We start from the raw sequence: 25,125 nt of genomic DNA on the forward strand, positions 1-25,125 counted from the left end.
TGGACGAGCACACGATACCGGAGACCCTCAGCCCTCCGACGAGGCCGGGGTGGAGACCGGCCCGGCGCCGGCCGCGCCGGCCTCGAGCACCGGCGCGAACGCCGCCACGACCGCGGCCGACGCGGCCTGCGCCTGGTCGCTGGCGGGGCCGGGGGCGGGCACGAACAGCGTCTGCCGGTAGTACGCCAGCTCGCGGATCGACTCGAGGATGTCGGCCAGCGCGCGGTGGGCCAGCCCCTTGGGCGGCTGGGCGAAGTACACACGCGGGAACCAGCGGCGCGAGAGCTCCTTGATCGAGGAGACGTCGATCATCCGGTAGTGCAGGTGGTCGTCGAGCTCGGGCATGTCCCGGGCCAGGAAGCCCCGGTCGGTGCCGATCGAGTTGCCGCACAGCGGGGCGGTGCGCCGCTCGGGCACGAACCGCTTGACGTAGGCCAGCACAATGGCCTGCGCCTCCTCGAGGGTCACCGTCGAGGCGCGCACCTCCTCGGTCAGACCCGAGCGCGCGTGCATCTCGGTCACCACGTCGGCCATCCCGGCCAGGTCGGCGTCCTCGGCGTGGATGATCACGTCGAGCCCGGGGTCCAGGACGTTGAGCTCCGAGTCGGTGACCACCACCGCGACCTCGATGAGCTTGTCGCTGGTGAGGTCGAGCCCGGTCATCTCACAGTCGATCCAGACCAGGTTGTTCGCTGCGCTGTCCGCCACCCGGGGGACCCTACGCACCCGGACGGGGCACACCCGTCCCACCCGCCCCAGAACCGCCGGTCACGTCTCGGAATCCACCCGGACGGCTGATCCGCGCCGCTACGCTCGGGCCTCCTGCACCGACCTCGCGGAGTCGCTCGTGTCCTCCAGCACGCCCCTCGCGCCGCCCGCCGGTGCGGTCGCCCCGGCGCCGTCCTCCCTCGGTGCCGGTCTCCGGCACCCGGTCGCACTGCTGCGCTGGCTGTGGCAGACCTACATGACGCCGGGCCGGCCCGGGCGGCCGACCAGCCCCGACGAGCTCCGCTGGATCTACACGGCCTGGCTGGTCGCCTTCGGCCTGAAGATGCTCGGCTCGTCCTGGGACGTGTCCTGGCACTTCAAGTGGCTGCGCGACGACCTCGCCCCGCCACACCTGCTCAACTCCGCCGGGACGGCGCTGGTCGTCGCCCTCGTCGTCTTCCACAGCTACAGCGGCCACGGCGTCGACCGCCGGGCGCTGCGGCTGATGCAGGCCGGCATCGCCACGTTCCTGGTGGCCATCCCGATCGACCTGCTCAACCACCGCATCAACGGCCTGGACATCACCAGCTGGAGCCCCAGCCACGCGCTGCTCTACCTGGGGACGGCGATCATGCTGGCCGGGGCCATCCGCGGCTGGTGGCTCTACGCGGCTCCGGGCCGGCTGCGGGACCTGGTCTCCCTGGGGCTGTGGCTGTTCTTCGTGGAGAACGTGCTGTTCCCCAACCAGCACCAGGAGTACGGCGTCCTGGCCCTGGCCGACTACCGGGCCGGGCGGACCACCGCCGAGCCGTCGCTGCTGGACTTCGCCGCCTCCCAGGGGCAGACCCCGACCCAGTTCATGCTGCCGGTGCCGTCCTGGGTGCACCCGGCGTGGCTGATCTGTGCCGGCCTGCTCGCCCTGGTGGTCGCCCGCCGGACCGTGGGGCTGCGCTGGACCGCCACCGTCGTCGCCGGGGTGTACCTGGCCTACCGCCTGGTCACCGGCCTGCTGCTCACCGCCACGGGCTTCCCGCCCTCGGTGGTGCCGTGGATGCTGCTGGCCGGTGCGGTGCTGGTCGACCTGGCCGTCAGCCGGCGGGTGCCCGGCTGGCTGGCCGGTCCGCTGGTCGCCGGGGGAGTGATCGCCGCCGCCCTGGCGCAGTCGGCGGTCGCCGACGTCCCGCCGTGGAACTGGGCCGCGCTGCCGGCCATCGCCGTCGGGCTGGCCGCGTTGTGGGCCGGGCTGGACCGGGTGACCGGGACCGCCGCTTTCGCCCGCTGGCAGGCGGCGGACGAACCCGGACGGGACCGGCCGGGAGACACGCCGGGTCTCCTGGTGGGCGGCGGCGCGTCCTCGCGGTGAACCCGGGACGGGCCGGTCGATGACGTAACGTCGAACGGGTCCGCTGCCGAGCTGCCGCGGCCCGCCGCGGTCGACGCCCTCCCGCCGCGAACCGCCGCCTGCCCCTGGAGAGCCCGTGCTGATCCTCACGCCGACGCCGTCCCAGACGGCCGCCGAGCGTGCGTTCTTCGCCGAGCTCGCCGGCTGGGACACCGGCAGCGGCGTGCGGGGGGCTCTCATGGCCGCCCTGCCCATCGTCGAGGGCCCCATGCAACGCCGGCAGTCCGACGCCGTGCTCTTCGTCCCCGAGGGCGTCGCCGTCGTCCGGGTCGTCGAGGTCGAGCGCCAGTCCGGGGTGGTCACCGCGACCCCGGAGGGCGCCTGGACGATCGGCTCGGGCGACGGTCCCGGCGACGTCCTGCAGCTGGCCGGCGGTGGTTCGACTCCGCTGGACGGGCTGATGCGGGCGGGCATGCACGTGGCGGTGACCCTCCGCAAGGCAGGCCTGGAACCGGGCCGGGTCGCCCGGCTGACCGTGCTCACCGGTGCGGTCACCGGGCTGGTGCCCGCTGACGGCGACCTCGGCGAGGGCGACCAGGTGGCGACGCTCGACTCGCGCTCGCTGCTGCTCGGCGTCGCCCGGGCCAGCCGGCACGCCGGCACCGACAACCCCCGCCTCTGGACGACGGCTGACGTCCGCGCCGCGGTCGAGGCACTCGGCGTCGGTGGCCGCACCCCCTCCGTGGAAGAGCTCAACGGCGAGGGCTTCCCGTACTCGCCCTACGTCCTCCGCCGGCCGGACCTGCTGACCCCGGCCGCGCTCAACGCCTCCCCGAGCCGGATCGCCGCCCCGGCCACCGGCGCGGCGCCCGCGGTCGCGCCGGCGACCGCGACCGAGCTGCCGCGGCCGGCGCCTGGTGGGCCGCTGGTGGACCCGGCGGCTGCGGCCCGGGTCGCTGCCGCAGCCGTGCACGCCCAGGAGCAGGCCGAGTCGCAGGCCTCCGGACATGCCCAGGAACAAGCCGAGGCCCACGAACGGGCCCGGGAGCAGGCCGAGGCGCAGCAGCGCGCCGAGGGGCAGGCTCAGGAACAGGCCGGCCGCCGGCCCGCGGTGCCGATGGCCACCGGTCTCTCCGTGGCCCAGCCGGTCGGCGGACCCGGCGAGCCGCGCAGCTCGGTCTTCCCCACGGCACGGGCCGGCGACACGCAGGCGCTCGTCCCCGAGCCGCCGGCGGCTGCCCCCGACCGACCGCAGTCGTCCGCCGAGGACACCGGCGGTGGCATCGGCGGGTTGTTCAGCGGACCGGCCGCCGCGGCGCCCGCACCCCGGCGCGAGCTCCCGCCCGAACTGCAGCCGCGCCGGCCCGCCGTCCAGGCGGCGCCGCGGGGCAGCAGCGCCGCGGGGCAGGGCGGGAGGCCGAGCGGTCGCTGGCGGGTGCTCGCGTTCGTCGTGGCGGGGCTGGTGCTGGTCGCCGTCCTCGTCGTGGTCGGCGTCCGCTCCCTCACCAGCGACGGCGGCGGCGCCGCCAACGCCGACCCCGGCAGCAGCAGCGCCCCTGCCGAGGACCCCGCCCCGGCCGGCCCGGTGGTGGGCAGCACCGAGGTGGTCAACGACGTGACGTTCACGCTGCAGGCCACCCAGGTCGACGCGACCTGTCAGGGTCACGCCTACGACGCGGTCGCCGGCTTCTTCGAGCGCACCGACTGCGCGGGGCTCGACCGTTCGCTCTGGTCGGCCCAGGCCGGCGGTCAGCCCGCGGTCGTCTCGCTGGCCCGGGTGACCATGCCCGACGACGCCAGCGCCCAGGCGCTGCGCTCGCTCGCCGACACCGACGGCAGCGGCAACGTCAGCGACCTGCTCCGCGAGGGCGTCAGCTGGGAGGGCGGCCCGACCGCGCTGTCCCGGGCCCAGTACGCCAGCAGCCAGCAGGACGCGACCGTGACCATCGTGGAGACCTCCTGGACGGGGGAGGCCGGCCCGACGTCCGCGCTGGACGCCCTGGCCAGCTCGGCGCTCTCGCTGCCCACCGACACCACCACCACCAGCGACTGACCCGGGGCGCGGTCAGCGTGCGGTGGCGGCGGCGATCGCCATCTCGGCGAGCAGGGCGGCCGTCGCCGGGCGGGACAGCCGACCGGCGCTGTGCGGGGTGGAGTTGATCAGCCCGAAGACCGCGTGCGCCCGGGCCCGGACGGCGGCGGTGGACGCATCCGGGTGCAGCCGGGCCAGCACGGCGACCCACTCCTCGACGTAGCGCCGCTGCAGTTGTCGGACCCGGCGGGCGTCCGGGTCGCTGAGCGCGCCCAGGTCGCGGTCCTGCACGGTGATCAGCGCCGGGTTGTCCAGGGCGAAGTCCACCTGGAAGTCGACCAGGGCGCGCAGCTGGTCGGCGGGGTCGTCGCCGGCCGCCGCGATCCGCTCGGTGCCGCCGGCCAGCAGCCGCTCGCTGATCCGCAGCAGCATCTCGGCCAGCATCGCGTCCTTGCTGGCGAAGTGCCGGTAGATCGCCGGCCCGGTGACGCCGACGGCCGCACCGACGTCGTCCACCCCGACGGCCCGGGAGCCGCGCTCGGCGAACAGCTGCGCAGCCGCACGCAGGATCTGCTCCCGGCGGGAGGGGTTGGCCACGTCGCTGTGCAGCGCACTGTCCGGCTGGGACGTCACCGGCTCAGGTTAACGGCGGTTCACGCTGGACCGGCGGTGTGAACCGTGGTTAACCTCACCCCGTGGACGCACCGGTGCTCCCCAGCGCTCCGACCGACCCGTCGGCGGCTGCCCGCAACGCCGCCCACCATGCGGCGCTCGCCGCGGAGCTGGCCGCCGAGCTGGCCCAGGTGGCCCAGGGCGGCGGCGAGCGGGCCCGGCAGCGGCACGTCGAGCGGGGGAAGCTGCTGCCCCGCGACCGGGTCGACGCGCTGCTGGACCCGGGCAGCCCGTTCCTGGAGCTCTCCCCGCTCGCCGCGCACGGCCTCTACGACGACGAGGCCCCGGCCGCCGGCATCATCACCGGCGTCGGGCGGGTCGCCGGCCGGGAGGTCGTGGTCGTCGCCAACGACGCCACCGTCAAGGGCGGCACCTACTACCCGATGACGGTGAAGAAGCACCTGCGCGCCCAGGAGGTCGCCGCGCAGAACCGGCTGCCCTGCGTCTACCTGGTCGACTCCGGCGGGGCGTTCCTGCCGCTGCAGGACGAGGTGTTCCCCGACCGCGACCACTTCGGCCGGATCTTCTACAACCAGGCCAACCTCTCCAAGGCCGGGATCGCGCAGGTCGCCGCCGTCCTCGGCTCGTGCACCGCCGGCGGCGCGTACGTGCCGGCGATGAGCGACGAGGCGGTCATCGTCCGCGGCCAGGGCACGATCTTCCTGGGCGGCCCGCCGCTGGTAAAGGCCGCCACCGGTGAGGAGGTCAGCGCCGAGGACCTCGGCGGCGGTGACCTGCACTCCCGGGTCAGCGGGGTCACCGACCACCTCGCCGAGGACGACGCCCACGCGCTGCAGATCGTCCGGCAGATCGTCGGCACCCTCGGCCCGCGCGAGGCCCGGCCGTGGGACGTCGAGCCGGTCGAGGAGCCGCTGCACCCGGCGGAGAGCCTCTACGACGTCGTCCCGGTCGACACCCGCACGCCCTACGACGTGCGCGAGGTGATCGCCCGGCTGGTCGATGGCAGCCGGTTCGCCGAGTTCAAGCCGCTGTACGGGCAGACCCTGGTCACCGGCTTCGCCCGGCTGCACGGCCACCCGGTCGGGATCGTCGCCAACAACGGCGTCCTCTTCGCCGAGTCGGCGCTCAAGGGCGCGCACTTCATCGAGCTGTGCGACCGCCGGAAGATCCCGCTGCTGTTCCTGCAGAACATCTCCGGGTTCATGGTCGGCCGCGACTACGAGGCAGGTGGCATCGCCAAGCACGGCGCGAAGATGGTCACCGCCGTCGCCTGCGCGCGGGTGCCCAAGCTGACCGTGGTCATCGGCGGCTCGTTCGGCGCCGGCAACTACTCGATGTGCGGCCGGGCCTACTCGCCCCGCTTCCTGTTCACCTGGCCCAACGCCCGCATCTCGGTGATGGGCGGGGAGCAGGCCGCCAGCGTCCTGGCCACCGTGCGCCGCGACCGGCTCGGCGACGCGTGGAGCGCCGAGGACGAGGAGGCGTTCAAGGCGCCGATCCGCGCGCAGTACGAGGAGCAGGGCCACCCGTCCCACGCCACGGCCCGGCTCTGGGACGACGGGGTCATCGACCCGGCCCAGACCCGGACCGTGCTCGGGCTCGCGCTCTCCGCGTGCGCCAACGCCCCGCTCGAGGAGGTCGGCTATGGCGTCTTCCGGATGTGAAGTGCTCGAGCCCGGCCATGTTCGCCAACATGGCCGGGCGGGCGGGTCAGTGGGCGACGCCGGCGATGGCGGGGGCCGTCGGGTCGGTGCCCTCGGGCTTGACCTCGCGCAGCACGTAGTCCTCGATCGTCTCCAGGTCGTGGGTCGACCGGCGGACGACGGCCAGCAGGTCGCTCATCTTGCTGACCTCCTCGACCTGCTCCTTGATGAACCACTGCATGAACTGGTCGGAGGCGAAGTCGTTGTGCTGCCGGGCGACCGCGGTGAGCTGGTTGATCTGCTCGGTGACCCGCTTCTCCTGCTCCAGGGCGAGGGCGACGGGGGCCACCACGTCGTCGAACTGGTTGATCGGGGCCGCGATGCCGGGGATCTGGACGGCTGCGTCGGCGTCGAGCAGGTACCGCACCATCATCATCGCGTGGTTGCGCTCCTCGGCGGCCTGGTCGAAGAACAGCTGCGCGGTCTGCGGCATCGTCAGGTCGTCGAAGTAGATGGCGATGGCCACGTACTGCTGGTGGGCGGCGAACTCGTGGCCGATCTGGGCGTTGAGCAGGTCGATGAAGGGCTCGGCGGCCATCGTGGCTCCCGTGGGTCGCTGGGTGACGTCCTCCGCACCGTAGTCGGCGACACGCCCGTCGCGTGGACGGGTGGGGAAGGCATGGCTAACCTCACCTCGTGGGGAAGTCGGCCAAGATGCCCAAGAAGAAGTGCTGCGTCGACAAGCCCCGGTGCGGCCGGTGCCCGCTGCGTGCGCTCGCCGAGGGCACCCTCCCGCCCGGCTACACGGTCAAGAAGCGCCGCCTGGTCAAGGTCGACGCCAAGGCAGCCTGACCAGCCCTCCCTGCGCTCGTTCACGCGCAAGCACGCGCGGTTTCGCGCGAACGAGCACGCGCGGTTTCGCGCGAACAAGCGCGTGCTCGCCGTCGGCGGGGGGTGGTGAGGCGTGTTCGACACCGTCCTGGTCGCCAACCGTGGCGAGATCGCCGTCCGGGTCATCCGGACGCTGCGGGCGATGGGCATCCGCTCGGTCGCCGTGCACAGCGACGCCGACGCCGGCGCGCTGCACACCCGGCTGGCCGACGTCGCCGTCCCGATCGGGCCGGCCCCGGCCGCGCAGAGCTACCTGTCGATCGACCGGGTGCTGGACGCCGCGCGGCGCACCGGCGCGCAGGCGGTCCACCCCGGCTACGGCTTCCTCTCCGAGAACGTCGACTTCGCCCGGGCCTGCGCGGCGGCCGGGATCGTGTTCATCGGCCCGCCGGTCGCCGCCATCGAGGCGATGGGCGACAAGATCCGGGCCAAGCAGACGGTCGCCGCCGCCGGCGTGCCGGTCGTGCCCGGGCGCACCGAGCCGGGCATGGACGACGACGCGGTCGCCCAGGCCGCGGTCGAGGTGGGCTTCCCCGTGCTGCTCAAGCCCAGCGCCGGGGGTGGGGGCAAGGGCATGCGGGTGGTGCACGGCCCGGCCGAGCTGGCCGGGCAGATCGCCGCCGCCCGGCGCGAGGCGCGCAGCTCCTTCGGCGACGACACGCTGCTGGTCGAGCGGTACCTGGGCCACTCCCGGCACATCGAGGTGCAGGTCTTCGGCGACAGCCACGGCAACGTCGTCCACCTCGGCGAGCGGGAGTGCAGCCTGCAGCGCCGGCACCAAAAGGTGATCGAGGAGGCGCCGTCGCCGCTGCTGAGCGCCGCCTCCCGGGCGGCGATGGGCAGCGCCGCCGTCGACGCGGCGCGGGCGGTCGGCTACACCGGCGCCGGCACCGTCGAGTTCATCGTCGACGCCGACTCACCTCGGGAGTTCTTCTTCCTGGAGATGAACACCCGGCTGCAGGTCGAGCACCCGGTCACCGAGGCGGTCACCGGCCTGGACCTGGTGGAGATGCAGCTGCGGGTTGCCGCCGGCGAGCGGCTGCCGGTCGACCAGGGCGACATCAGCCTGGACGGGCACGCCATCGAGGCCCGCGTGTACGCCGAGGACCCGGCCCGCGGCTTCCTCCCGCAGACCGGTGAGGTGGTCGGGCTGCTGGAGCCCACCGGCCCCGGTGTCCGGGTGGACAGCTCGCTGCGGGTGGGCGCGGTGGTCGGCGCCGACTACGACCCGATGCTGGCCAAGGTGATCGCCTGGGGCCACGACCGGGAGACCGCCCGGGCCCGGCTGGTCACCGCGCTGGGCGACACCGCCGTGCTGGGCGTGGTCACCAACACCACCTTCCTGCGTGACCTGTTGAACGACCCCGACGTCGTCGCCGGCCGGCTGGACACCGGCCTGATCGAGCGGCGCGGCGAGGAGCTGACCCAGCCGCAGCCGCCTCCGCCGCACGTCTACGCGGTCGCCGCCCTGGCGTTGCTGCTCGAGGCCGAGCCGGCCGGGGACCGGGTCGACCCCTGGCAGGACACCTCCGGCTGGCGGCTGGGCGAGCCGGCCTGGACGGTGCGCCGGCTGCAGGCCCCTGGTGGGGACCCGGTGACCGTGCGGGTCCGTGGCCGGTCCGGTGCGGCGGAGGTCGCGGTCGGGGACGGCGCACCGGTGCCCGCCCGGGCCGACCGTCTCGGGGACGAGCTGAGCGTGACGCTGGACGGCGTCACCACCCGCTACACCGTGGTGCACGCCGGCGGCACGGTCTGGCTGGCCGTGGACGGCCACGTGGCCGCGCTGCGCGAGCACGAGCGGCTCGCCCCGACCGGGGCAGCCGCCGGCGCTGACGGCGCCGTCACCGCCCCGATGCCGGGGACCGTGACGCTGGTGCAGGTGTCCCTCGGCGACGAGGTGGCCGCGGGGACCCCGCTGCTGGTCGTCGAGGCGATGAAGATGGAGCACGTGCTGACCGCCCCGGTCGCGGGGACGGTCACCGAGCTCGCGGTGACGGCCGGCCACTCGGTCCGGCTGGACGAGCGGGTGGCCGTGGTGACCCCACCGGCACCCGGCGAGGGGGAGTGACAGTGCTGGACTACCGGCTCGACGAGGAGACCGAGGCGCTGCGGAAGGTGGTCCGCGAGTTCGCCGTGGAGGTCATCGCCCCGCAGATCGGCGGGTTCTACGAGCGCGACGAGTTCCCGACCGACATCGTCCGGCAGATGGGCGAGCTGGGGCTGTTCGGTCTGCCCTTCCCCGAGGAGTACGGCGGCTCGGGCGGGGACTACTTCACCCTCTGCGTCGCGCTGGAGGAGCTGGCCCGGGTCGACAGTTCGGTGGCCATCACCCTCGAGGCCGGGGTCTCGCTGGGCGCGATGCCGATCTACCGGTTCGGCACCGAGGAGCAGAAGCAGCAGTGGCTGCCCCGGCTGTGCGCCGGTGAGGCGCTGGGCGCCTTCGGGCTGACCGAGCCCGGCGGCGGCTCGGACGCCGGTGCCACGAGGACCACCGCCCGGCTCGAGGACGGCGAGTGGGTCATCAACGGCTCCAAGGCGTTCATCACCAACGCCGGCACCGACCTCACCGACCTGGTCACCGTCACCGCGGTCACCGGCACGAAGGCCGACGGCGGCAAGGAGATCTCCACGATCATCGTGCCGTCGGGCACCCCGGGATTCACCGTCGGGAAGCGTTACGCGAAGGTCGGCTGGAACGCCTCGGACACCCGCGAGCTGGCCTTCGACGACGTCCGGGTACCGGCGGAGAACCTGGTGGGGGAGCGCGGCCGGGGGTACGCGCAGTTCCTGTCGATCCTCGACGAGGGGCGGATCGCCATCTCCGCGCTGGCCGTCGGGCTGGCCCAGGGGTGCGTGGACGAGTCGGTCAGGTACGCCGGGGAGCGGGAGGCGTTCGGGCAGCCGATCGGCCGCAACCAGGCGGTGCAGTTCATGATCGCCGACATGGAGGTGCGGGCCTCGACCGCGCGGCTGGCCTACTACCGCGCGGCGGAGAAGATGCTGCGCGGCGAGCCGTTCAAGCGGGAGGCCTCGATCGCCAAGCTGTACAGCTCGGAGATGGCGATGGAGAACGCCCGCTACGCCACCCAGGTGCACGGCGGGTACGGGTTCATGACCGAGTTCCCGGTGGGCCGGTTCTACCGGGACGCCAAGATCCTGGAGATCGGCGAGGGCACCAGCGAGGTGCAGCGGATGCTCATCGCCCGCTCTCTCGGCCTGGGCTGAGCGCCGGGCCCCGCCGGCCGCACGTGCCCGGCGGGGTCCGGCCAACGGCCCTGTCCCGGCTCGAAACCTGGAGTGACTACAGCTTCACGCAGGACTGGGGTGCCGTACACAGCCGCGACACCAACTGGCCACAGCCCCTCGACAGCGTCGTGCGCGGTGGGGGACCACCCACCGCACCCACGCCAGTCGGAGGACCGCTCTCATGCTCCTGCTCAGCCCACGGCCCGCGCACCGCGCGGGCGGACCCGGACGGAGGTCACGGCTGCGGGCCGTGGCCGGACTGGGGGTGGTCACCACCGCCGCGGCGCTGGCCACCGCCGGCGGCCTGGTCACCGCGGCACCCGCCGAAGCCGCGCCGGAGACCGGTGCGCAGGCCGTGGAGCCGGCCTCCCGGTTCACCCTCGCGGTGCTGCCGGACACGCAGTTCTACTCCCGGTACGCCGAGTCCGAGTTCGAGCGGCCCGACCGCTACGGCGACGGCAACAACCCCTTCGCCGTGCAGACCGAGTGGCTGGCCGAGCACGCCGACGAGCTGCGCATCCCGTTCGTCGCGCACCTCGGTGACGTGGTGGACCAGGTCAACCAGGAGGGCGAGTGGCGCACCGCCGACGCCGCCATGCAGACCCTGGACGACGCCGACCTGCCCTACTCGATCCTGGCCGGCAACCACGACGTCCGGAACTCGGCGAGCAACTGGTACGACGACCAGTACGACCTGGCCGCGGAGCCCTTCCTGCGCTGGTTCGGCCCCTCCCGCGCCGCCGAGCAGTCCACCTACGGTGGCAGCGACCCGACGGGCATGAACCAGTACCACGTCTTCGAGGCCGAGGGTCAGCAGTTCATGGTGCTCGCGCTGTCCTGGCGCGCCTCGGACGCCACGCTGCGCTGGGCGAACGAGGTGATCGACCAGCACCCGACGGTGCCGGTCATCCTCACCTCGCACGACATCATCGGCATCCAGGACGACGGGGTCTCCCCGCAGGAGACCGGCTACGGCCTGCGGCTGTGGGACCAGCTCATCAAGAGCAACGACCAGATCTTCATGACCCTCAACGGTCACTTCCACGGCGCGACGCAGCTGGTCAAGCAGAACGACGCCGGGCACCCGGTCACCCAGGTCCTGATGGACTACCAGATGGCCTACGAGGGCGGCAACGGCTACCTCGGGCTGTTCGAGTTCGACCTCACCAACGACACGATCTCGGTGCAGACCGGCTCGCCGTGGGTGGTCGCCAAGCCACAGGAGAAGCTCACCTCCTACGACCAGGCGTTCCTGGAGGGCCCGAACCAGCAGTTCACCGTCGGCATCGACTTCGAGCAGCGGTTCGCCGGGTTCAACCCGGCCTTCACCGCCGGCTCCGCGGACGAGCCCTCGCTGACCCAGGCGGCGCGCGACATCCTGCTCGACGGCTTCGTCGCCCCGGACCCGGTCACCACCTCGCTGCCCGGCTCGACGAGTGACTACCCGGTCGTCGAGGGCACCCTGGCCCACTGGCGGATGAACGGGCGCAACGGCGTGGTGGCCCAGGGCGGCGTCATCCGCGACGTGGCCGGCAACAACCGCAACAACCTGATGCGCGTGCCGATCGCGCAGTCCGGCTCGCCCACGGCCCAGCTCGGCGACGTCCGGTTCACCGACGACGCCAACCCGTTCTCCTCCGACGGCGCGGCCGTCTGCTTCTCCAACGCCAGCAAGCAGACCGACCGGTACAGCTACCTCACGACGCGTCCGGACGCCCCGGTCAACACCGCCGCCCTCGCCGGTGGCTACACGATCGAGACGTTCCTCAAGATCGACGAGAGCTGGACCCAGAGCGACAACGCGTGGATGAAGGCGATCGTCCGCTCGGGCAACCGCTCGCAGATCGGCGTGCCGCAGACCCGCTGGGACTGGACGGCCTCCCCGGTGGCCCTGGGCCTGTCGAACCTGAAGGAGTTCCAGTGGACCGAGGTGCCGATCGACACCGCCAAGGGTGACCGCACCGCGTGGTCGGGCGAGATCATGGTCGACACCTGGGTGCACGTCGCGGTGGTCAACGACCCGGTCACGGCCACCACGACCATGTACGTCGACGGTGCGCCGGTGCTGCGGAACGCCTCCGACACCGTGGGCCACGGCCTGGACGGCGCGATGCCGTGGCTGTTCGGCACCGACTGGGTCGACGACCAGGCCACCAACGGCTGGAACGGCTGCATCGGTGAGACCCGCGTGGTCGACCACCCGATCGGCCAGGACCAGTGGCTGACCGCCCGGGTGGACATCGACGGCCTGACCGTCACCACCCCGGCCGCGGACGCGACCCTGCCGCAGACGGTCACGGCCAGCGGTACCGGCACCCCCGGCGCCACCGTCACCGTGAAGGCCAACATCAACCGCACGGTGACCGTCGGCCAGGACGGCGTGTGGCGGGCCAACCTCGGCACGCTCCGCCCGGGCACCCACGAGCTGGTCGCCCAGCAGTCGATGGGCAGCCGGACCGCCGAGCCGGTGAGCGTCAGCTTCACCGTCCGCGGGCGGTGACCTGACCCGAGCACGTCGACGCCCCCTCTCCCGGCCCGCGCCGGGGGAGGGGGCGTCCTCGTGTCCGGACCTCAGGCGGTGACGTCGATGAGCACCTTGCCGACCGCGCCGTCCTGCACGGCCTGGTGGGCGGCGGCGGCCTCGGCCAGCGGGTAGACGTGCAGCGGCAGCCCGGCGTCCTCACCGACCCGGACGGCGCCGTCGAGGACGGCGGCGTTGACGTCCTCCACGCCGAGGTCCTTGGCCCGGGTGGGCTCGGTGTAGACGAGCACGAACTGCCAGCGGGCGTTGGGCCCCATCTGGGCGCGCACCGGGATGGTCACCTCGGCACCGCCGTCGTCGGCGTACATGGCGATCGCGCCGTGCATGCCGATGACCTGGGCGTCGACGACCGCGTTCTGCGCCGCGGAGACCTCGACGATCGTGTCGACGCCGGCGGGCACGATCTTCCGCACCTCGGCGACGACGTCCTGCTGCTTGTAGTCGATGACGTGGTCGGCTCCGGCCTTCGCGGCCAGCTGGGCCTTCGCCGGTGAGCTGACCGTGGCGATCACGGTCGCCTCGGCCCAGCGGGCCAGCTGGATGGCGGCGTTGCCGACGGCACCGGCGCCGCCCTGGACGAGGACGGTGCGGCCGTTCAGCGAGCCGGGGGCGAGCCGGTCGGGCAGCGACTCGGCGACGGTCAGGCAGCGGTGTGCGGTGAGGAACGGGATGCCGAGGCTCGCACCCAGCTCGAAGGAGGGGTCCTGGCCGAGCAGCACGGTCTGCCGGGCGGGGACGACGGTGTACTCCGCGGCCGTGCCGTGCGGCCGCTGCCAGGCGGCCTCCCAGACCCAGACGCGCTCTCCGACGAGCACCGGGTCGACGCCCTGGCCGACGGCCTCGATCGTGCCGGCGCCGTCCTGGTTGGGGACCTGCCCCTCGGGGCCGGGCTGGGTGCTGCTGCGGGACTTCCAGTCGGTGGGGTTCACGCCGGAGAAGGCCAGGCGCACCCGCACCTCACCGGGGCCGGGGTCGGGGGTGGTGCGGTCGACGAGCTGCAGGACGTCGGGACCGCCGGGCTGGGTGTAGGTGATCGCTCGCACGACCGGCTCCTACCCGCCAGTCGTGCCGTGACGCTTGCCGGCCCCTTCGCAGGGTCCTGCCGCGAGCTTGCGAGCGGTGGGGGCGAAGGGGTCCTTCTACCTCGTCAGGAGGCGCGGCGACGGAGGCGGCGGCGCTCACGCTCGGACAGGCCGCCCCAGATGCCGAAGCGCTCGTCGTTGGAGAGCGCGTACTCCAGGCACTCGGCGCGGACCTCGCAGCCGGTGCAGATCTTCTTGGCCTCGCGGGTCGAGCCGCCCTTCTCCGGGAAGAACGCCTCCGGGTCGGTCTCGGCGCACAGGGCGCGCTCCTGCCAGCCCTGCTCCTCGTCCAGGCCGGTGAAGCCGGCGTCGTAGACGTCCGCCAGGCCGAGCACGTCCTGGCCGTAGGTCATCGGGGTCGCCTCGACGGCAGCTGCCCGGTAGTCGTCCATCCACGTCACGTCGGCCATGGTCACGATTCGTCCCCCTGCGTCTCGTCCCGGCCTCCGCTGGTGCGGTGGCCGCGCCGTCACCGTTCGTGACGACGAGGGAATTACACGGCTGGTGTTCGGGCCCGGTCAAATGTCCACCGTGTTACGCGCAGTCACAGGAGCACCACTCGTCGCAGTGGTCCCAGCGAGCCGGTGCAGCGCCACCGACACGCCGTGTCATGCGTCAGGTTCTGCCGACGGCACACCGATCGTTCGTCCAGATCAAGTTGTCCGCCGAGACCGCTCTGGACGCCTCCGCACCGGTTCGTCGACCGCCGGCCATCGGTGCGACATCCGCCGGTGGTCGTCGTGCCCTCCCTCTGGGGGGCACTGCGACCCGGCCGTCGTCCGATCCCGGGCCGTCTGCATGATCGACGAGTGCGATCCGATCGTGAACCGAGTGCCGTCCGCTGGGTCCTCTGGGCCGTGCTGGCCGTCGTCTGGTCGTTCCTCGCGGTGGTCCGGTTCAACGGAGGGGAGCCGGGCTGGGGCTGGCTGACGCTGCTCCTCGCGGCCGCCTGGGCGGCCCTGGCGGTGCGGGAGCGGCGCCGGTGGCAGCGACACCTGCAGGGCGACGGCTCCCACGGTGGCCGGTCGGGCCTGCGCTGACCGGGGACCGGCTCAGCGGGTGGTCTCCGCCGAGCCGGTCCCCGAGGTGCCGGATCAGGAGCGGGCGAGCTCCGCGGCCAGCGGGCCCAGGCCCAGCGGACCCAGGTCGAGCGCGGCCCGGTGCCAGGCCTTGAGGTCGAAGCCCGCCCCGCCGCGGGCGCGGGCCTCGTCCCGGCAGGTCAGCCACACCCGTTCGCCGACCTTGTAGGACGGCGCCTGCCCCGGCCAGCCGAGGTAGCGGTGCAGTTCGTCGACCCGCATCGCGTCCTCCATGTCCACGTGCGTGCGGAGGAACGCCAGCGCGACGTCGTAGGTCCACCGGTCACCGGCGGCCCGGCCGGCCGGGATCGGCAGGTCCAGGTGCACCCCGATGTCCAGGACGACGCGGGCGGCCCGCAGCTCCTGGGCGTCGAGCATGCCCAGCCGGTCGCCGAGGTCGTCGAGGAAGCCGAGCTCGCCCATCAGCCGCTCGGAGTACAGCGCCCAGCCCTCGCCGTGCCCGGAGCACCAGCACAGCAGCCGCTGCCAGCGGTTGAGCACGGCGGCGTTGTAGACCGTCTGCCCGATCTGCAGGTGGTGGCCGGGCACGCCCTCGTGGAAGACGGTGGTGGTCTCCCGCCAGGTGGTCATGTCGGTGACGCCGTCGGGCAGCGACCACCACATCCGGCCGGGCCGGGAGAAGTCCTCGGTGGGGCCGGTGTAGTAGACCCCCTCGCCGGAGGTCGGCGTGAGCCGCCCCTCGACCCGCTTCACCGGGCCCGGGATGTCGAAGTGGACGCCGTCCAGCGCGGCGATCGCCCGGTCGGCGGTCTCCTGCAGCCAGGCCTGCAGCGCGTCGCGGCCGCGCACCTGGCGGGCCGGGTCGGCGTCCAGGGCCGCCACCGCGCCGGCGATGCCCTGCCAGGGGGCGATCTGCTCGGCCACCGCCTCCTTCTCGGCGACGATCCGGGCCAGCTCCTCCCAGCCCCAGGCGTAGGTCTCCTCGAGGTCGAGGTCCATGCCGGTGAACAGCCGGGACTCCAGCGCGTACCGCTCACGTCCGACGCCGTCGGCCCCGGGGGCGTGCGGCAGCAGTTCGCGCTCCACGGTGTCGGCGAAGGTCAGCAGGGCCGCGTTCGTGCCCTCCACCGCGCGGTCCAGGTCGGCGCGCAGCGCGTCGCCCACCGGAGCCCGGCCGGCGAACTCGGCGTAGAAGCCCGGCTGGCCGGCCGCGCCGGCCCAGCGGCGGGCGATGCCGGCGGTGAGCCGGACCTGCCGGACGGCGGACACCCTCCCCTTGGCGGCGGCGTCGACCAGCCCGGCCGTGTAGCCGGCCAGCGCCTCGGGCATCCGGCTGATCCGGCGGGCGACCGTGGCCCAGTCGTCCTCGGTGTTGGTCGGCATGAGGTCGAAGGTGCTGCGGAAGCCCTGCAGCGGGCTCTCCATGCTGTTGAGCGAGGCCTGCGTCCAGCCGGCGTCGTGCAGCGCGAGCTCGGCGCCCAGCCGTTCCAGCATCGCGCTCTGGGCGACGTCGTCCCGCCGGTCGACCGGGTCGATCCGCTGCACCTCGGCGATGGTGCGGCGCAGCAGCTCCGCGGTGGCGGCGTGCCCGTCGGGGGTGAGGTCGGGCCACCGGTCGTCGTGGCCGGGCACGCCGATGTAGGTGGCCACGGTCGGCTGGTCGGCGGCGTAGGCGTCGACGAAGCGGTCGGCCAGCTGGTCGAGTGGGGACGGCGGACGCACGGGCTCGCTCATGCCGGCACGCTAGCGCCGGATGGGAACGGTCGCCTCGGGGCCGCCCGCCCGGACTCCGGTGCTTCAGCCGCGCCACGTGGGGTACGCCGACGCGGGCCCGCGGTCCGGGCGCCCCCGACGAGGAGGAGCAGCGATGAGCACCAAGGTCGAGGAGTCGATCCAGGTCGACGTCCCTGTCAGCACCGCCTACAACCAGTGGACCCAGTTCGAGGACTTCCCGCACTTCATGAGCGGGGTCAAGGAGGTCCACCAGCGCGGTGACCAGCGGCTGCACTGGGTGGCCGAGATCGCGGGCGTGAAGCGCGAGTGGGACGCCGCGATCCTCGAGCAGGTCCCCGACCAGAAGGTCGCCTGGGCCGCCACGAGCGGCGCGACCAACGCCGGCGCCGTCCGGTTCGAACCCGCCGGTCCCGGGTCCACGATCGTGCACCTGAGCCTGGAGTACGAGCCCGAGGGCCTCGTCGAGCAGGCCGGGGACAAGCTGGGCATCGTGGGCCGGCAGGCGAAGGCCGACCTGCAGCGGTTCAAGGAGCTCATCGAGGACGCCGGCTACGAGAGCGGTGCCTGGCGCGGCACGGTCCAGCACGGTGTGGGCGCCGGCACGCCCGGTGTGGAGGACGCAGCGCTCTCCCGCGGGGACAGCGGCAAGGCCGGGCTCTCGGCGAAGGGCGTCCTCGCCGGGGCGGCTGCGGTCGCCGGGGCAGCCGCCGCAGGGGCGGCGGTCGCCGCGTCGAAGAGCAGCAGCGAGGACACCACCCCCGTGCCGGTGCCGCAGGACGCCGCCCCCGGCGAGGCCGTCCCGGTCGCGCCGGAGCAGGGCGCGGTCGCCCAGGAGGAGGTGACCGTCGTCGACCAGCCGCCGGCCGGGCAGGTCCGCAACGACGTGCTCCTGGAGGCCGCCGACGCCGAGGGCCACACCACCCCGCCGTCGAGCGAGGGCGTGGAGACCGCCCGCCGCGACACCGACGACGACCCGATGATCGGCGGCGGCAGCCGCTGACCCGGTGCGGCCGGTGGGGAGCTCCCGCCGGCCGCCCGCCGGGGTCAGTCGTCGGCGCGGTCGGGTTCGGGCAGCAGGCTCGGTAGGTTCACCACGATCGCCTCCTGGCTGCTGCGGGCGATCAGCACCACCGCCTCCTCGGCGCTGAGGTTCTCCTCGCGGTGCGGGGTGTACGGCGGCACGAACACGTAGTCGCCCGGCCCGGTCTGCAGCCGCACCTCCTCGCCGTGCTCGGCGAAGACGAACACCGGGTGGCCGCGCAGCACGTGGATCGCGGTCTCGGAGTCGCCGTGGTGGTGGTCGCCGGACCCGGTGTGCGGGGGCACCCGCGTCTCGCCCATCCAGAGCCGCTGGGCGCCGACGCTGGTGGCCGAGATCGCCTCGTGCCGGGTCATCCCGGAGGTCTGCGCGGTCTCCGCGGAGAGCGTCCCGGCGCGGACGTGCCGCAGCGGCTGGTGCCAGTCGTCGGGGAAGTCCTGGTCCGCCATGCGCGGCAGGCTACCGCCGCCACCCGCCCGCCGGGCCGGCTCCCGCCTTCGATCAGGTGACCTGATCGAAGGCCGTCCTCCCGCACCAGCGTTGGTGCAGGAGGCCGGCCTCTGGTGCGGGAGGACGACGCCGGTGCCGGGTCAGACGAGCTTGAGGGTGAGGGCGCGGCGGCCCTCGTCGCTGCGGGCGGTGGCCATCCGCTCGGGGCTCGGCGTGCCGTACTCCGTCGTCCGCTGCCGGGCCGGGCGGCCGATCGCGGCGGCCATCGCCTCCAGCTCGGCGATGGTCTTCAGCGACCCGTTGCCCGAGCCGGCCATCCGGCTGATCGTCTCCTCCATCAGCGTGCCGCCCAGGTCGTTGGCGCCGCCGTTGAGCATCGCCTGGGTGCCGGTGTCGCCGAGCTTCACCCAGGAGGTCTGGATGTTGTCGATCCGGCCGTGCAGCAGCAGCCGGGCGACCGCGTGCACCGCCCGGTTCTCCCGGTTCGTCGGCCCCGGGCGGGCGACCCCGGCCAGGTAGATCGGGGCGTTGTGGTGCACGAACGGCAGCAGCACGAACTCCCGGAAGCCCCCGGTCTCGTCCTGGAGAGCGGCGAGCGTGCGCAGGTGGGCGACCCAGTGGGCGGGGGTGTCGACGTGGCCGTACATCATCGTCGAGGTCGTCGGCAGGCCCACCCGGTGCGCCGTCCGCACGATCTCCAGCCAGGCCGCCGCGGGCAGCTTGCCCTTGGTGAGCACCCAGCGGACGTCGTCGTCCAGGATCTCCGCCGCCGTGCCCGGGAGGGAGTCGACGCCCGCCTCCTTGGCCGCGGTCAGGAAGTCGCGGTAGGAGAGCCCGGTGCGGGCCGCGCCGTTGACCACCTCCATCGGGGAGAAGGCGTGCAGGTGGATGTCGGGCCGGCGGGACTTCACCTCCCGCGCCAGGTCGAAGTACGCGGTGCCGGGCAGGTCGGGGTGGATGCCGCCCTGCATGCAGATCTCGGTCGCGCCGCCCGCCCAGGCCTCGTCGACCCGGTCGCCGACCTGCTGCATCGACAGGGTGAAGGCGTCGGCATCGGTGCGCCGCTGGGCGAACGCGCAGAACCGGCAGCCGGTGTAGCAGACGTTGGTGAAGTTGACGTTCCGGTTCACCACGTAGGTGACGTCGTCGCCGTTGACGTCCCGGCGGACGTCGTCGGCCAGTGCGGCCAGCGCCGCCAGGTCGGCGCCGTCGGCCCCCAGCAGCGCGAGGTACTCGGCGTCGCTCAGCCCGGCGGGGTCGGTCTCGGCGTGCCGCAGGGCCGCGTGCACCTCCGGGTCGCCGGCCGCGATCGCGGTCGAGTGCCCGTCGCGGGCGCTCTCGGTGCGGGAGCGCAGCTCGGCCCAGTCGCCGTAGACGGCGTCGAAGTCGCTGCGCCGGTCGCCGGTGCGACCCACCGTGTCGATCTCGGTGTGCAGGTCGGTGCGCCCGGACGACGTCCAGGCCTCGTCCGGCTCCTGCCAGGGCAGACCCGCGGGGATGCGCCCTTCCACGGCGAGCCCGTCCGGCCCGGCCAGGACGAACACGTGCGGGCGCACCCGCGGGTCCAGCCACGGCTCGGGCTGGGTGACGTAGCCGGGCTGGGCGGCCAGCCGCTCGCGCAGGGTGAACCCGGCGTCGGCGGTCAGCTCGGCGAGCTTGTCGATGTTCGGCCACGGCCGCTCGGGGTTGACGTGGTCGGGGGTGAGGGGTGAGACCCCGCCCCAGTCGTCGACGCCGGCGCGCAGCAGCAGCGCCAGCTCGGTGGAGTCGGAGAGGTTCGGCGGTGCCTGCACCCGGGCCGCGGGGCCCAGCATCAGCCGGGTGACCGCCACCGCGGCCACGTACTCCTGCAGGGCGAGGTCGTCGTGCGCGGCCATCGCGGTGCGCGGCTTGGCCCGGAAGTTCTGCACGATCACCTCCTGCACGTGCCCGTGTCGCCGCGCCGAGGCCCGGATCTCGGCGATCGCGTCGACCCGCTCGGCGTGCGTCTCGCCGATCCCCAGCAGCACGCCGGTGGTGAAGGGGACGGCGGAGCGGCCGGCGTCCTCCAGCACCCGGAGCCGGACGGCGGGCTCCTTGTCGGGGGAGCCGAAGTGCGGCCCGCCCTTCTCCGACCACAGCCGGGTGGCGGTCGTCTCCAGCATCATCCCCATCGACGCCGCGACCGGCTTGAGCCGCTGGATCTCCTCCCACGACAGCACGCCCGGGTTCAGGTGGGGGAGCAGCCCGGTCTCCTCCAGCACCCGGATCGCCATCGCCCGCAGGTAGTCCAGCGTGGAGTCGAAGCCGGCGGCCTCCAGCCACTCGGCGGCGACCGGCCAGCGGTCCTCCGGGCGGTCGCCGAGGGTGAACAGCGCCTCCTTGCAGCCCAGCGCGGCACCGGCGCGGGCGATGTCCAGGACCTCGTCGGGGGAGAGGAACGGCGCCTTGCCCTCGGCGCGCAGCTGGCCGGGCGTGGTCACGAACGTGCAGTAGTGGCAGCGGTCGCGGCACAGGTGCGTCAGCGGGATGAACACCTTGCGGCTGTAGGTGACCACTCCCGGCCGGCCTGCTGAGGCGAGCCCGGCGTCGCGCACCCGCGAGGCGGCGGTCAGCAGCCGGTCCAGCGGTTCGCCCTCGCCGAGCCCGCGGGCGTGCAGCAGGATCTCGGCCTCGGTGGCGTCCAGCGTCACCCCGCGCTCGGCGCGCACCAGGGCACGGCGGAGGGCGGAGTCGGACGGGGCGGGCAGGGCGGTGCTCATCGGCGACGACGCTATCCCCGCGGTGTGACCACCGCGTTCCGTGGCCTCCGGTCCGGGCCGGTGCCGGCAGTCGGTGAGGTGGGTCAACCCGCGTGAGCGGGGGTTGAGCCGCGTCCTGGCGCGGCTCAACCCCGGCTGGGCCGGGCCAACCCGGACGGCGGGCGGTCGGGACGGCGGGCGGTCGGGCGCTGGGCGCTAGGGGCGGCGCAGGGGCGCACCGGCGCCGTCGGTCCAGCGGCCGCGCAGCCGCACCAGCGGGTCGCCGTCCGCGAGCACCGGCACGCCCTCGACCTGCAGCAGCACCACCACGTGCGTCCCGGCCGGCACCACCGAGTGCACCGTGCAGTCCATCGCCGCCAGCGCGCCGTCCAGCACGATCGCATCGCTGACCGGGGCGCGCCGCCAGGGCACCGACTCCAGCAGGTGGCGTGCGCTGGGCCGGCCGGCCGAGGCGAACCGGCTGGCCAGGATCGCCTGCCCGGCCCCGAGCACGTTCACCGCGCAGGACCCGATCGACTGCAGCACCTCGGCCGGGTACCCCTCGGCGGCCAGCCCGATCGCGACCAGCGGCGGGTCGGCCGAGACGCTCATCAGCGAGGTCACCGTCGTCCCGACGTCGTCGATGTCGTCGCGGACGGTCAGCAGCACCACCCCGGCGGCGTACTGGCGGAGGGCGGCGGCGTACTCCGCGGCATCGACAGGCACGGGGGTCAGTCGACCACAATGGCCCGGTGACCACTGCGGAGCAGGAGTACGACGTCATCGTCCTGGGTGCCGGGTCGACCGGGGAGAACGTCGCCGACATCGTCGTCCGCGGGGGTCTGAGCGCGGTGCTGGTGGAGAGCGAGCTGGTCGGCGGGGAGTGCTCCTACTGGGCGTGCATGCCCAGCAAGGCGCTGCTGCGCGGCTCGGAGGTGCTGGCCGAGGCCCGAGCCGTCTCCGGCGCGGCCGCCGCGGTCACCGGCGAGCAGGACGTCGCGGCGACCCTGGCCCGCCGCGACGGCTTCACCAGCCACTGGGACGACGCCGGCCAGGCACAGTGGGTCGAGAGCGCCGGCATCGCGCTGGTCCGCGGGCACGGCCGGCTGGCGGGGGAGAAGCGGGTGGTGGTCGCGCAGGCCGACGGCAGCGAGCTGACGCTGACCGCCCGGCACGCCGTCGCCGTCTGCACCGGCTCCCGGGCCGCGGTGCCGGGCGTCGAGGGGCTGGCCGACGTGCAGCCGTGGACGCCGCGGGAGGCGACCAGCGCCGAGGAGGCCCCGCGCCGGCTGCTGGTGATCGGCGGCGGGTACGTCGGCTGCGAGATGGCCACCGCCTGGCAGCAGCTGGGCTCCGCGGTGACCCTGCTGCAGCACGGGGACCGGCTGCTGCCGCACCTGGAGCCGGCCGCCGGTGAGGCGGTGGAGGCGTCGCTGCGGGCGCTGGGCGTGGACGTGCAGCTGGGCACCGGCGTCCGGGCCGCCCGCCGCGAGGGCGAGGAGGTGGTGCTCGTCTGCGACAGCGGCGACGAGGTGCGCGGCGAGGAGGTGCTGGTCGCCACCGGCCGGGCGGCGAACACCGACGAGATCGGCCTGGACGTCGTCGGCCTGCAGCCGGGCGGGTACCTGGACGTCGACGAGTCGCTGCAGGTGCCCGGGCTGCCGTGGCTCTACGGCGTGGGTGACGTCAACGGCCGCCAGCAGCTGACCCACATGGGCAAGTACCAGGCCCGCCAGGCGGGCGCCGCGATCGTCGCCCGGGCCCGCGGCGAGCAGGTCGACCTGTCCGACTGGTCGCCGTTCGTGGCGACCGCCGACCGCCGCGCCACCCCGAGCGTGGTGTTCACCGACCCGCAGGTCGCCGCGGTCGGGCTGACCACCGCCCAGGCAGCCGACGCCGGCCTGCCGCACCGGGTCGTGGAGTACCCGATCGGCAGCGTGGCCGGCGCCTCCCTCTTCGCCGACGGCTACACCGGGACGGCGATCGCGGTCGTCGACACCGAGCGTGAGGTGCTGCTGGGGGTGACGTTCGTCGGCGCCGGGGTGGCGGAGCTGCTGCACTCGGCGACGATCGCGGTGGTGGGTGAGGTGCCGATCAGCCGGCTGTGGCACGCGGTGCCCTCCTACCCGACGATCAGCGAGATCTGGCTGCGCCTGCTCGAGACCTACCGGGGCTGAGGGGTGCACGACGGCAGCCGGATCGGCCTGGTCCTGCACCCGCACCGTGACTGTGCGGGCGCGGCGGCCCAGGTGCTCGCCTGGACGACGACGCACGGGGTGGAGCTGGTCGCCGCGGCGGCCGACGTCGAGCGACTGCACCTGCGCGGGGTGACCCCGGTCGAGGTCGCGGAGCTGGCTCGCAGCTGCGACGGGATCATCGCCCTCGGCGGTGACGGCACGCTGCTCGGCGCGATGCGGATGGTGGTCGCGGACCCCGTCCCGGTGCTGGGCGTCAACTTCGGCCGGCTGGGCTTCCTCACCGAGGTCGAGGGACGCGAACTGGACGGGGCGCTCACCGCGCTGGCCGAGGGCCGCTCGACGATCGAGTCGCGCAGCTGCCTGGTGGTGCGCGGGCCGGGCTGGGAGACCGTGGCCTTCAACGACGTCGTCCTGGCCCGGGTGCCGGGGGAGGGGATGGTCGACGCGACCCTATCGGTGGCCGGCCGCCGGTACGGCCACTACCGCAGCGACGCGCTGATCATCGCCACCCCGATGGGGTCGACGGCCTACAACTTCGCCGCCGGCGGGCCGGTGATGTCCCCCGGCGCCGAGGGCGTGCTGGTCACCCCGTCGGCGCCGCTGAACGGCATCGATCGCACCGTGGTGCTCGGGCCGCACGAGCCGCTGCACCTGTCGCTGCCGGAGACGGCGGGCCACCCGGCCGTGGAGGTCGACGGCCTGGTCGTCGGCCGGCTGGGCCCGGGTGACGAGCTGCACGTCGAGACCCGGCGAGACGCCGGACTGCTGGTGCGGCTGGACGACTGGCTGGCCGCCGACCGCAGCCGGGTCAAGCTCTCGCTGCTGGACCTGCCGCTGCTGCCGGAGGAGCTGGTCGAGCTGGTGCCCGAGGAGCTGCGCCGCCGGACACCGGGCGGGGTGCCCGCCCCGGGCACCGGCCCGGTGCGCGTCCCGCAGAGCGCCCGCGGGCCCGCCGACACGGTCGGGTGAGCGGCCTCAGGGCAGGGGGAACGGCTCGTCCGACGGGGCGGGCAGGTCACCGGCCACGGTGGCGGTGACCGTCATCCGATCCAGCGTGGCGCGCCCGCCGAAGAGCGAGAGGAAGGCGGTGTCCGCGGCGTCCCGGCCGGCGCAGATCCGCACCAGGGACGACGTCGGGGCCAGCCGGGTGGCGTCGACGGTCTGCCAGACGCCGTCGACATCGGCCTCGACCACGGCGTGGAAGTCCATCGGGGACAGCCCCGGCGCGTAGACCGCGACCAGCCGGGCCGGCACCTCCAGGGCGCGCAGCAGGGTGGTGGTCAGGTGCGCGTAGTCCCGGCAGACTCCCCGGCCGAGCAGCAGGGTGTCGACGGCGGTGTCCACCGAGCGGCTGGCCCCGGCGGTGTAGACCAGCCGGCGGTGCACCCACGCGGCGACCGCAGCGACCAGCTCGGCGCGGGGGAGCGAGCGGTCGAACTCGGCCGACGCGTAGCCCTCCAGCTGGTCGGCGGGGCAGTAGCGGCTGGGGCGGACGAACTCCGCCCAGTCCGCCGCCGTGACCGGCCGAGGGGCACCGGTTGCCTCGACGTGCGCGGAGTAGCTGACCTCCGTCGTCCCGGCGGGCAGCTGCAGCCGGTGCACCCGGGCGCCGGGCACGGCGATCTCCTCCACGGCCACCGGCCGGCCGTCGGTGAGCACGGTGAGCTGCTCGCCGTCCGGCGCCGCCACGGCGACCTGCAGCAGCGCGGTCGCCGGGACGGGGGAGGAGACGGTGAGCGAGCAGGCGACGTCGGTGCGCATGGACCAGATCCTCGCGGCCCCGTGTTACCGGCAGGTTCGCCGCCGCGTGGACATCGGTGCCCGG

The 25,125-nt window shown here is 74.1% G+C and carries 21 protein-coding genes; 11 read left to right on the top strand and 10 right to left on the bottom strand.

What is annotated here, in order from left to right; genetic code table 11:
- Positions 1-27: 27 nt before the first annotated feature.
- Positions 28-708, bottom strand: a complete 681-nt coding sequence (gene orn / locus HLA93_RS04880) for an oligoribonuclease (RefSeq protein ID WP_222193170.1) — start codon at positions 706-708, stop codon at positions 28-30.
- Positions 709-847: 139 nt separating this feature from the next.
- On the opposite strand from orn, the gene HLA93_RS04885 reads away from it, so the two are divergent.
- Positions 848-2,071, top strand: a complete 1,224-nt coding sequence (locus tag HLA93_RS04885; protein ID WP_222193171.1) for a hypothetical protein — start codon at positions 848-850, stop codon at positions 2,069-2,071.
- Between the two features lie 115 nt (positions 2,072-2,186).
- Positions 2,187-4,103, top strand: a complete 1,917-nt coding sequence (locus tag HLA93_RS04890; RefSeq protein ID WP_222193172.1) for a hypothetical protein — start codon at positions 2,187-2,189, stop codon at positions 4,101-4,103.
- A 12-nt stretch (positions 4,104-4,115) separates the two neighbouring features.
- Here the strand turns inward: HLA93_RS04890 and HLA93_RS04895 are convergent, their stop codons facing one another.
- Positions 4,116-4,715, bottom strand: coding sequence for an SACE_7040 family transcriptional regulator (locus HLA93_RS04895; protein ID WP_222193173.1), 600 nt, complete (start codon positions 4,713-4,715; stop codon positions 4,116-4,118).
- Positions 4,716-4,777: 62 nt separating this feature from the next.
- On the opposite strand from HLA93_RS04895, the gene HLA93_RS04900 reads away from it, so the two are divergent.
- Positions 4,778-6,379, top strand: coding sequence for a carboxyl transferase domain-containing protein (locus tag HLA93_RS04900; RefSeq protein ID WP_222193174.1), 1,602 nt, complete (start codon positions 4,778-4,780; stop codon positions 6,377-6,379).
- 46 nt (positions 6,380-6,425) lie between these two features.
- On the opposite strand, the gene HLA93_RS04905 is transcribed toward HLA93_RS04900, so the two are convergent.
- On the bottom strand, positions 6,426-6,956 hold the full coding sequence (locus tag HLA93_RS04905; protein ID WP_222193175.1) for a ferritin: 531 nt from the start codon (positions 6,954-6,956) through the stop codon (positions 6,426-6,428).
- 98 nt (positions 6,957-7,054) lie between these two features.
- Between HLA93_RS04905 and HLA93_RS04910 the strand changes: the two genes are divergently transcribed.
- The 4 genes from HLA93_RS04910 (at position 7,055) to HLA93_RS04925 (ending at position 12,995) form a co-directional block, all read left to right on the top strand.
- Positions 7,055-7,210 carry a hypothetical protein gene (locus HLA93_RS04910; protein WP_222193808.1) on the top strand — a complete coding sequence of 52 codons (156 nt, stop codon included), beginning with the start codon at positions 7,055-7,057 and terminating at the stop codon, positions 7,208-7,210.
- A 112-nt stretch (positions 7,211-7,322) separates the two neighbouring features.
- Positions 7,323-9,317, top strand: a complete 1,995-nt coding sequence (locus HLA93_RS04915; RefSeq protein WP_222193176.1) for an acetyl-CoA carboxylase biotin carboxylase subunit — start codon at positions 7,323-7,325, stop codon at positions 9,315-9,317.
- On the top strand, positions 9,314-10,474 hold the full coding sequence (locus HLA93_RS04920; protein ID WP_308127951.1) for an acyl-CoA dehydrogenase family protein: 1,161 nt from the start codon (positions 9,314-9,316) through the stop codon (positions 10,472-10,474). Before HLA93_RS04915 ends, HLA93_RS04920 begins: the two co-directional genes overlap by 4 nt.
- 271 nt (positions 10,475-10,745) lie before the next feature.
- Entirely contained in the window at positions 10,746-12,995 is a 2,250-nt protein-coding gene (locus HLA93_RS04925) for a metallophosphoesterase (RefSeq protein WP_222193177.1), read from the top strand.
- Between the two features lie 71 nt (positions 12,996-13,066).
- Here HLA93_RS04925 and HLA93_RS04930 read toward each other — a convergent pair whose 3' ends face one another.
- On the bottom strand, positions 13,067-14,080 hold the full coding sequence (locus HLA93_RS04930; RefSeq protein ID WP_222193178.1) for an NADPH:quinone reductase: 1,014 nt from the start codon (positions 14,078-14,080) through the stop codon (positions 13,067-13,069).
- Between the two features lie 104 nt (positions 14,081-14,184).
- Entirely contained in the window at positions 14,185-14,472 is a 288-nt protein-coding gene (locus HLA93_RS04935) for a WhiB family transcriptional regulator (protein WP_246625915.1), read from the bottom strand.
- A gap of 456 nt (positions 14,473-14,928) precedes the next feature.
- On the opposite strand from HLA93_RS04935, the gene HLA93_RS04940 reads away from it, so the two are divergent.
- Positions 14,929-15,159 carry a hypothetical protein gene (locus tag HLA93_RS04940; RefSeq protein ID WP_222193179.1) on the top strand — a complete coding sequence of 77 codons (231 nt, stop codon included), beginning with the start codon at positions 14,929-14,931 and terminating at the stop codon, positions 15,157-15,159.
- 54 nt (positions 15,160-15,213) lie between these two features.
- Here HLA93_RS04940 and HLA93_RS04945 read toward each other — a convergent pair whose 3' ends face one another.
- Positions 15,214-16,893: a DUF885 domain-containing protein gene (locus HLA93_RS04945; RefSeq protein ID WP_222193180.1), complete on the bottom strand. Its 1,680-nt coding sequence runs from the start codon at positions 16,891-16,893 to the stop codon at positions 15,214-15,216.
- A gap of 133 nt (positions 16,894-17,026) precedes the next feature.
- Here HLA93_RS04945 and HLA93_RS04950 point away from each other — a divergent pair, with 133 nt between their 5' ends.
- Positions 17,027-17,893, top strand: a complete 867-nt coding sequence (locus tag HLA93_RS04950; RefSeq protein WP_222193181.1) for an SRPBCC family protein — start codon at positions 17,027-17,029, stop codon at positions 17,891-17,893.
- A 44-nt stretch (positions 17,894-17,937) separates the two neighbouring features.
- On the opposite strand, the gene HLA93_RS04955 is transcribed toward HLA93_RS04950, so the two are convergent.
- The 3 genes from HLA93_RS04955 to HLA93_RS04965 form a co-directional block, all read right to left on the bottom strand.
- Complete coding sequence (locus HLA93_RS04955) at positions 17,938-18,381, bottom strand: cupin domain-containing protein (protein WP_222193182.1); 444 nt, start codon at positions 18,379-18,381, stop codon at positions 17,938-17,940.
- Between the two features lie 141 nt (positions 18,382-18,522).
- Positions 18,523-21,123, bottom strand: a complete 2,601-nt coding sequence (locus HLA93_RS04960) for a bifunctional FO biosynthesis protein CofGH (RefSeq protein ID WP_222193183.1) — start codon at positions 21,121-21,123, stop codon at positions 18,523-18,525.
- Between the two features lie 195 nt (positions 21,124-21,318).
- Positions 21,319-21,828, bottom strand: a complete 510-nt coding sequence (locus HLA93_RS04965) for a flavin reductase family protein (RefSeq protein ID WP_222193184.1) — start codon at positions 21,826-21,828, stop codon at positions 21,319-21,321.
- A gap of 26 nt (positions 21,829-21,854) precedes the next feature.
- Here HLA93_RS04965 and HLA93_RS21960 point away from each other — a divergent pair, with 26 nt between their 5' ends.
- Together HLA93_RS21960 and HLA93_RS04975 are read left to right on the top strand one after the other, a co-directional pair.
- A complete protein-coding gene (locus tag HLA93_RS21960) occupies positions 21,855-23,279 on the top strand; it encodes a dihydrolipoyl dehydrogenase family protein (protein ID WP_222193185.1) in 1,425 nt (474 codons plus the stop codon).
- A gap of 3 nt (positions 23,280-23,282) precedes the next feature.
- Positions 23,283-24,269 (top strand): NAD(+)/NADH kinase, encoded by a 987-nt coding sequence (locus tag HLA93_RS04975; RefSeq protein ID WP_222193186.1) that lies wholly within the window; start codon positions 23,283-23,285, stop codon positions 24,267-24,269.
- A gap of 6 nt (positions 24,270-24,275) precedes the next feature.
- On the opposite strand, the gene HLA93_RS04980 is transcribed toward HLA93_RS04975, so the two are convergent.
- Entirely contained in the window at positions 24,276-25,061 is a 786-nt protein-coding gene (locus HLA93_RS04980) for a transglutaminase-like domain-containing protein (RefSeq protein ID WP_222193187.1), read from the bottom strand.
- Positions 25,062-25,125: the final 64 nt, after the last annotated feature.

The sequence above is a fragment of the Modestobacter italicus genome, from assembly GCF_019799965.1.
Classification (GTDB): domain Bacteria; phylum Actinomycetota; class Actinomycetes; order Mycobacteriales; family Geodermatophilaceae; genus Modestobacter; species Modestobacter italicus_A.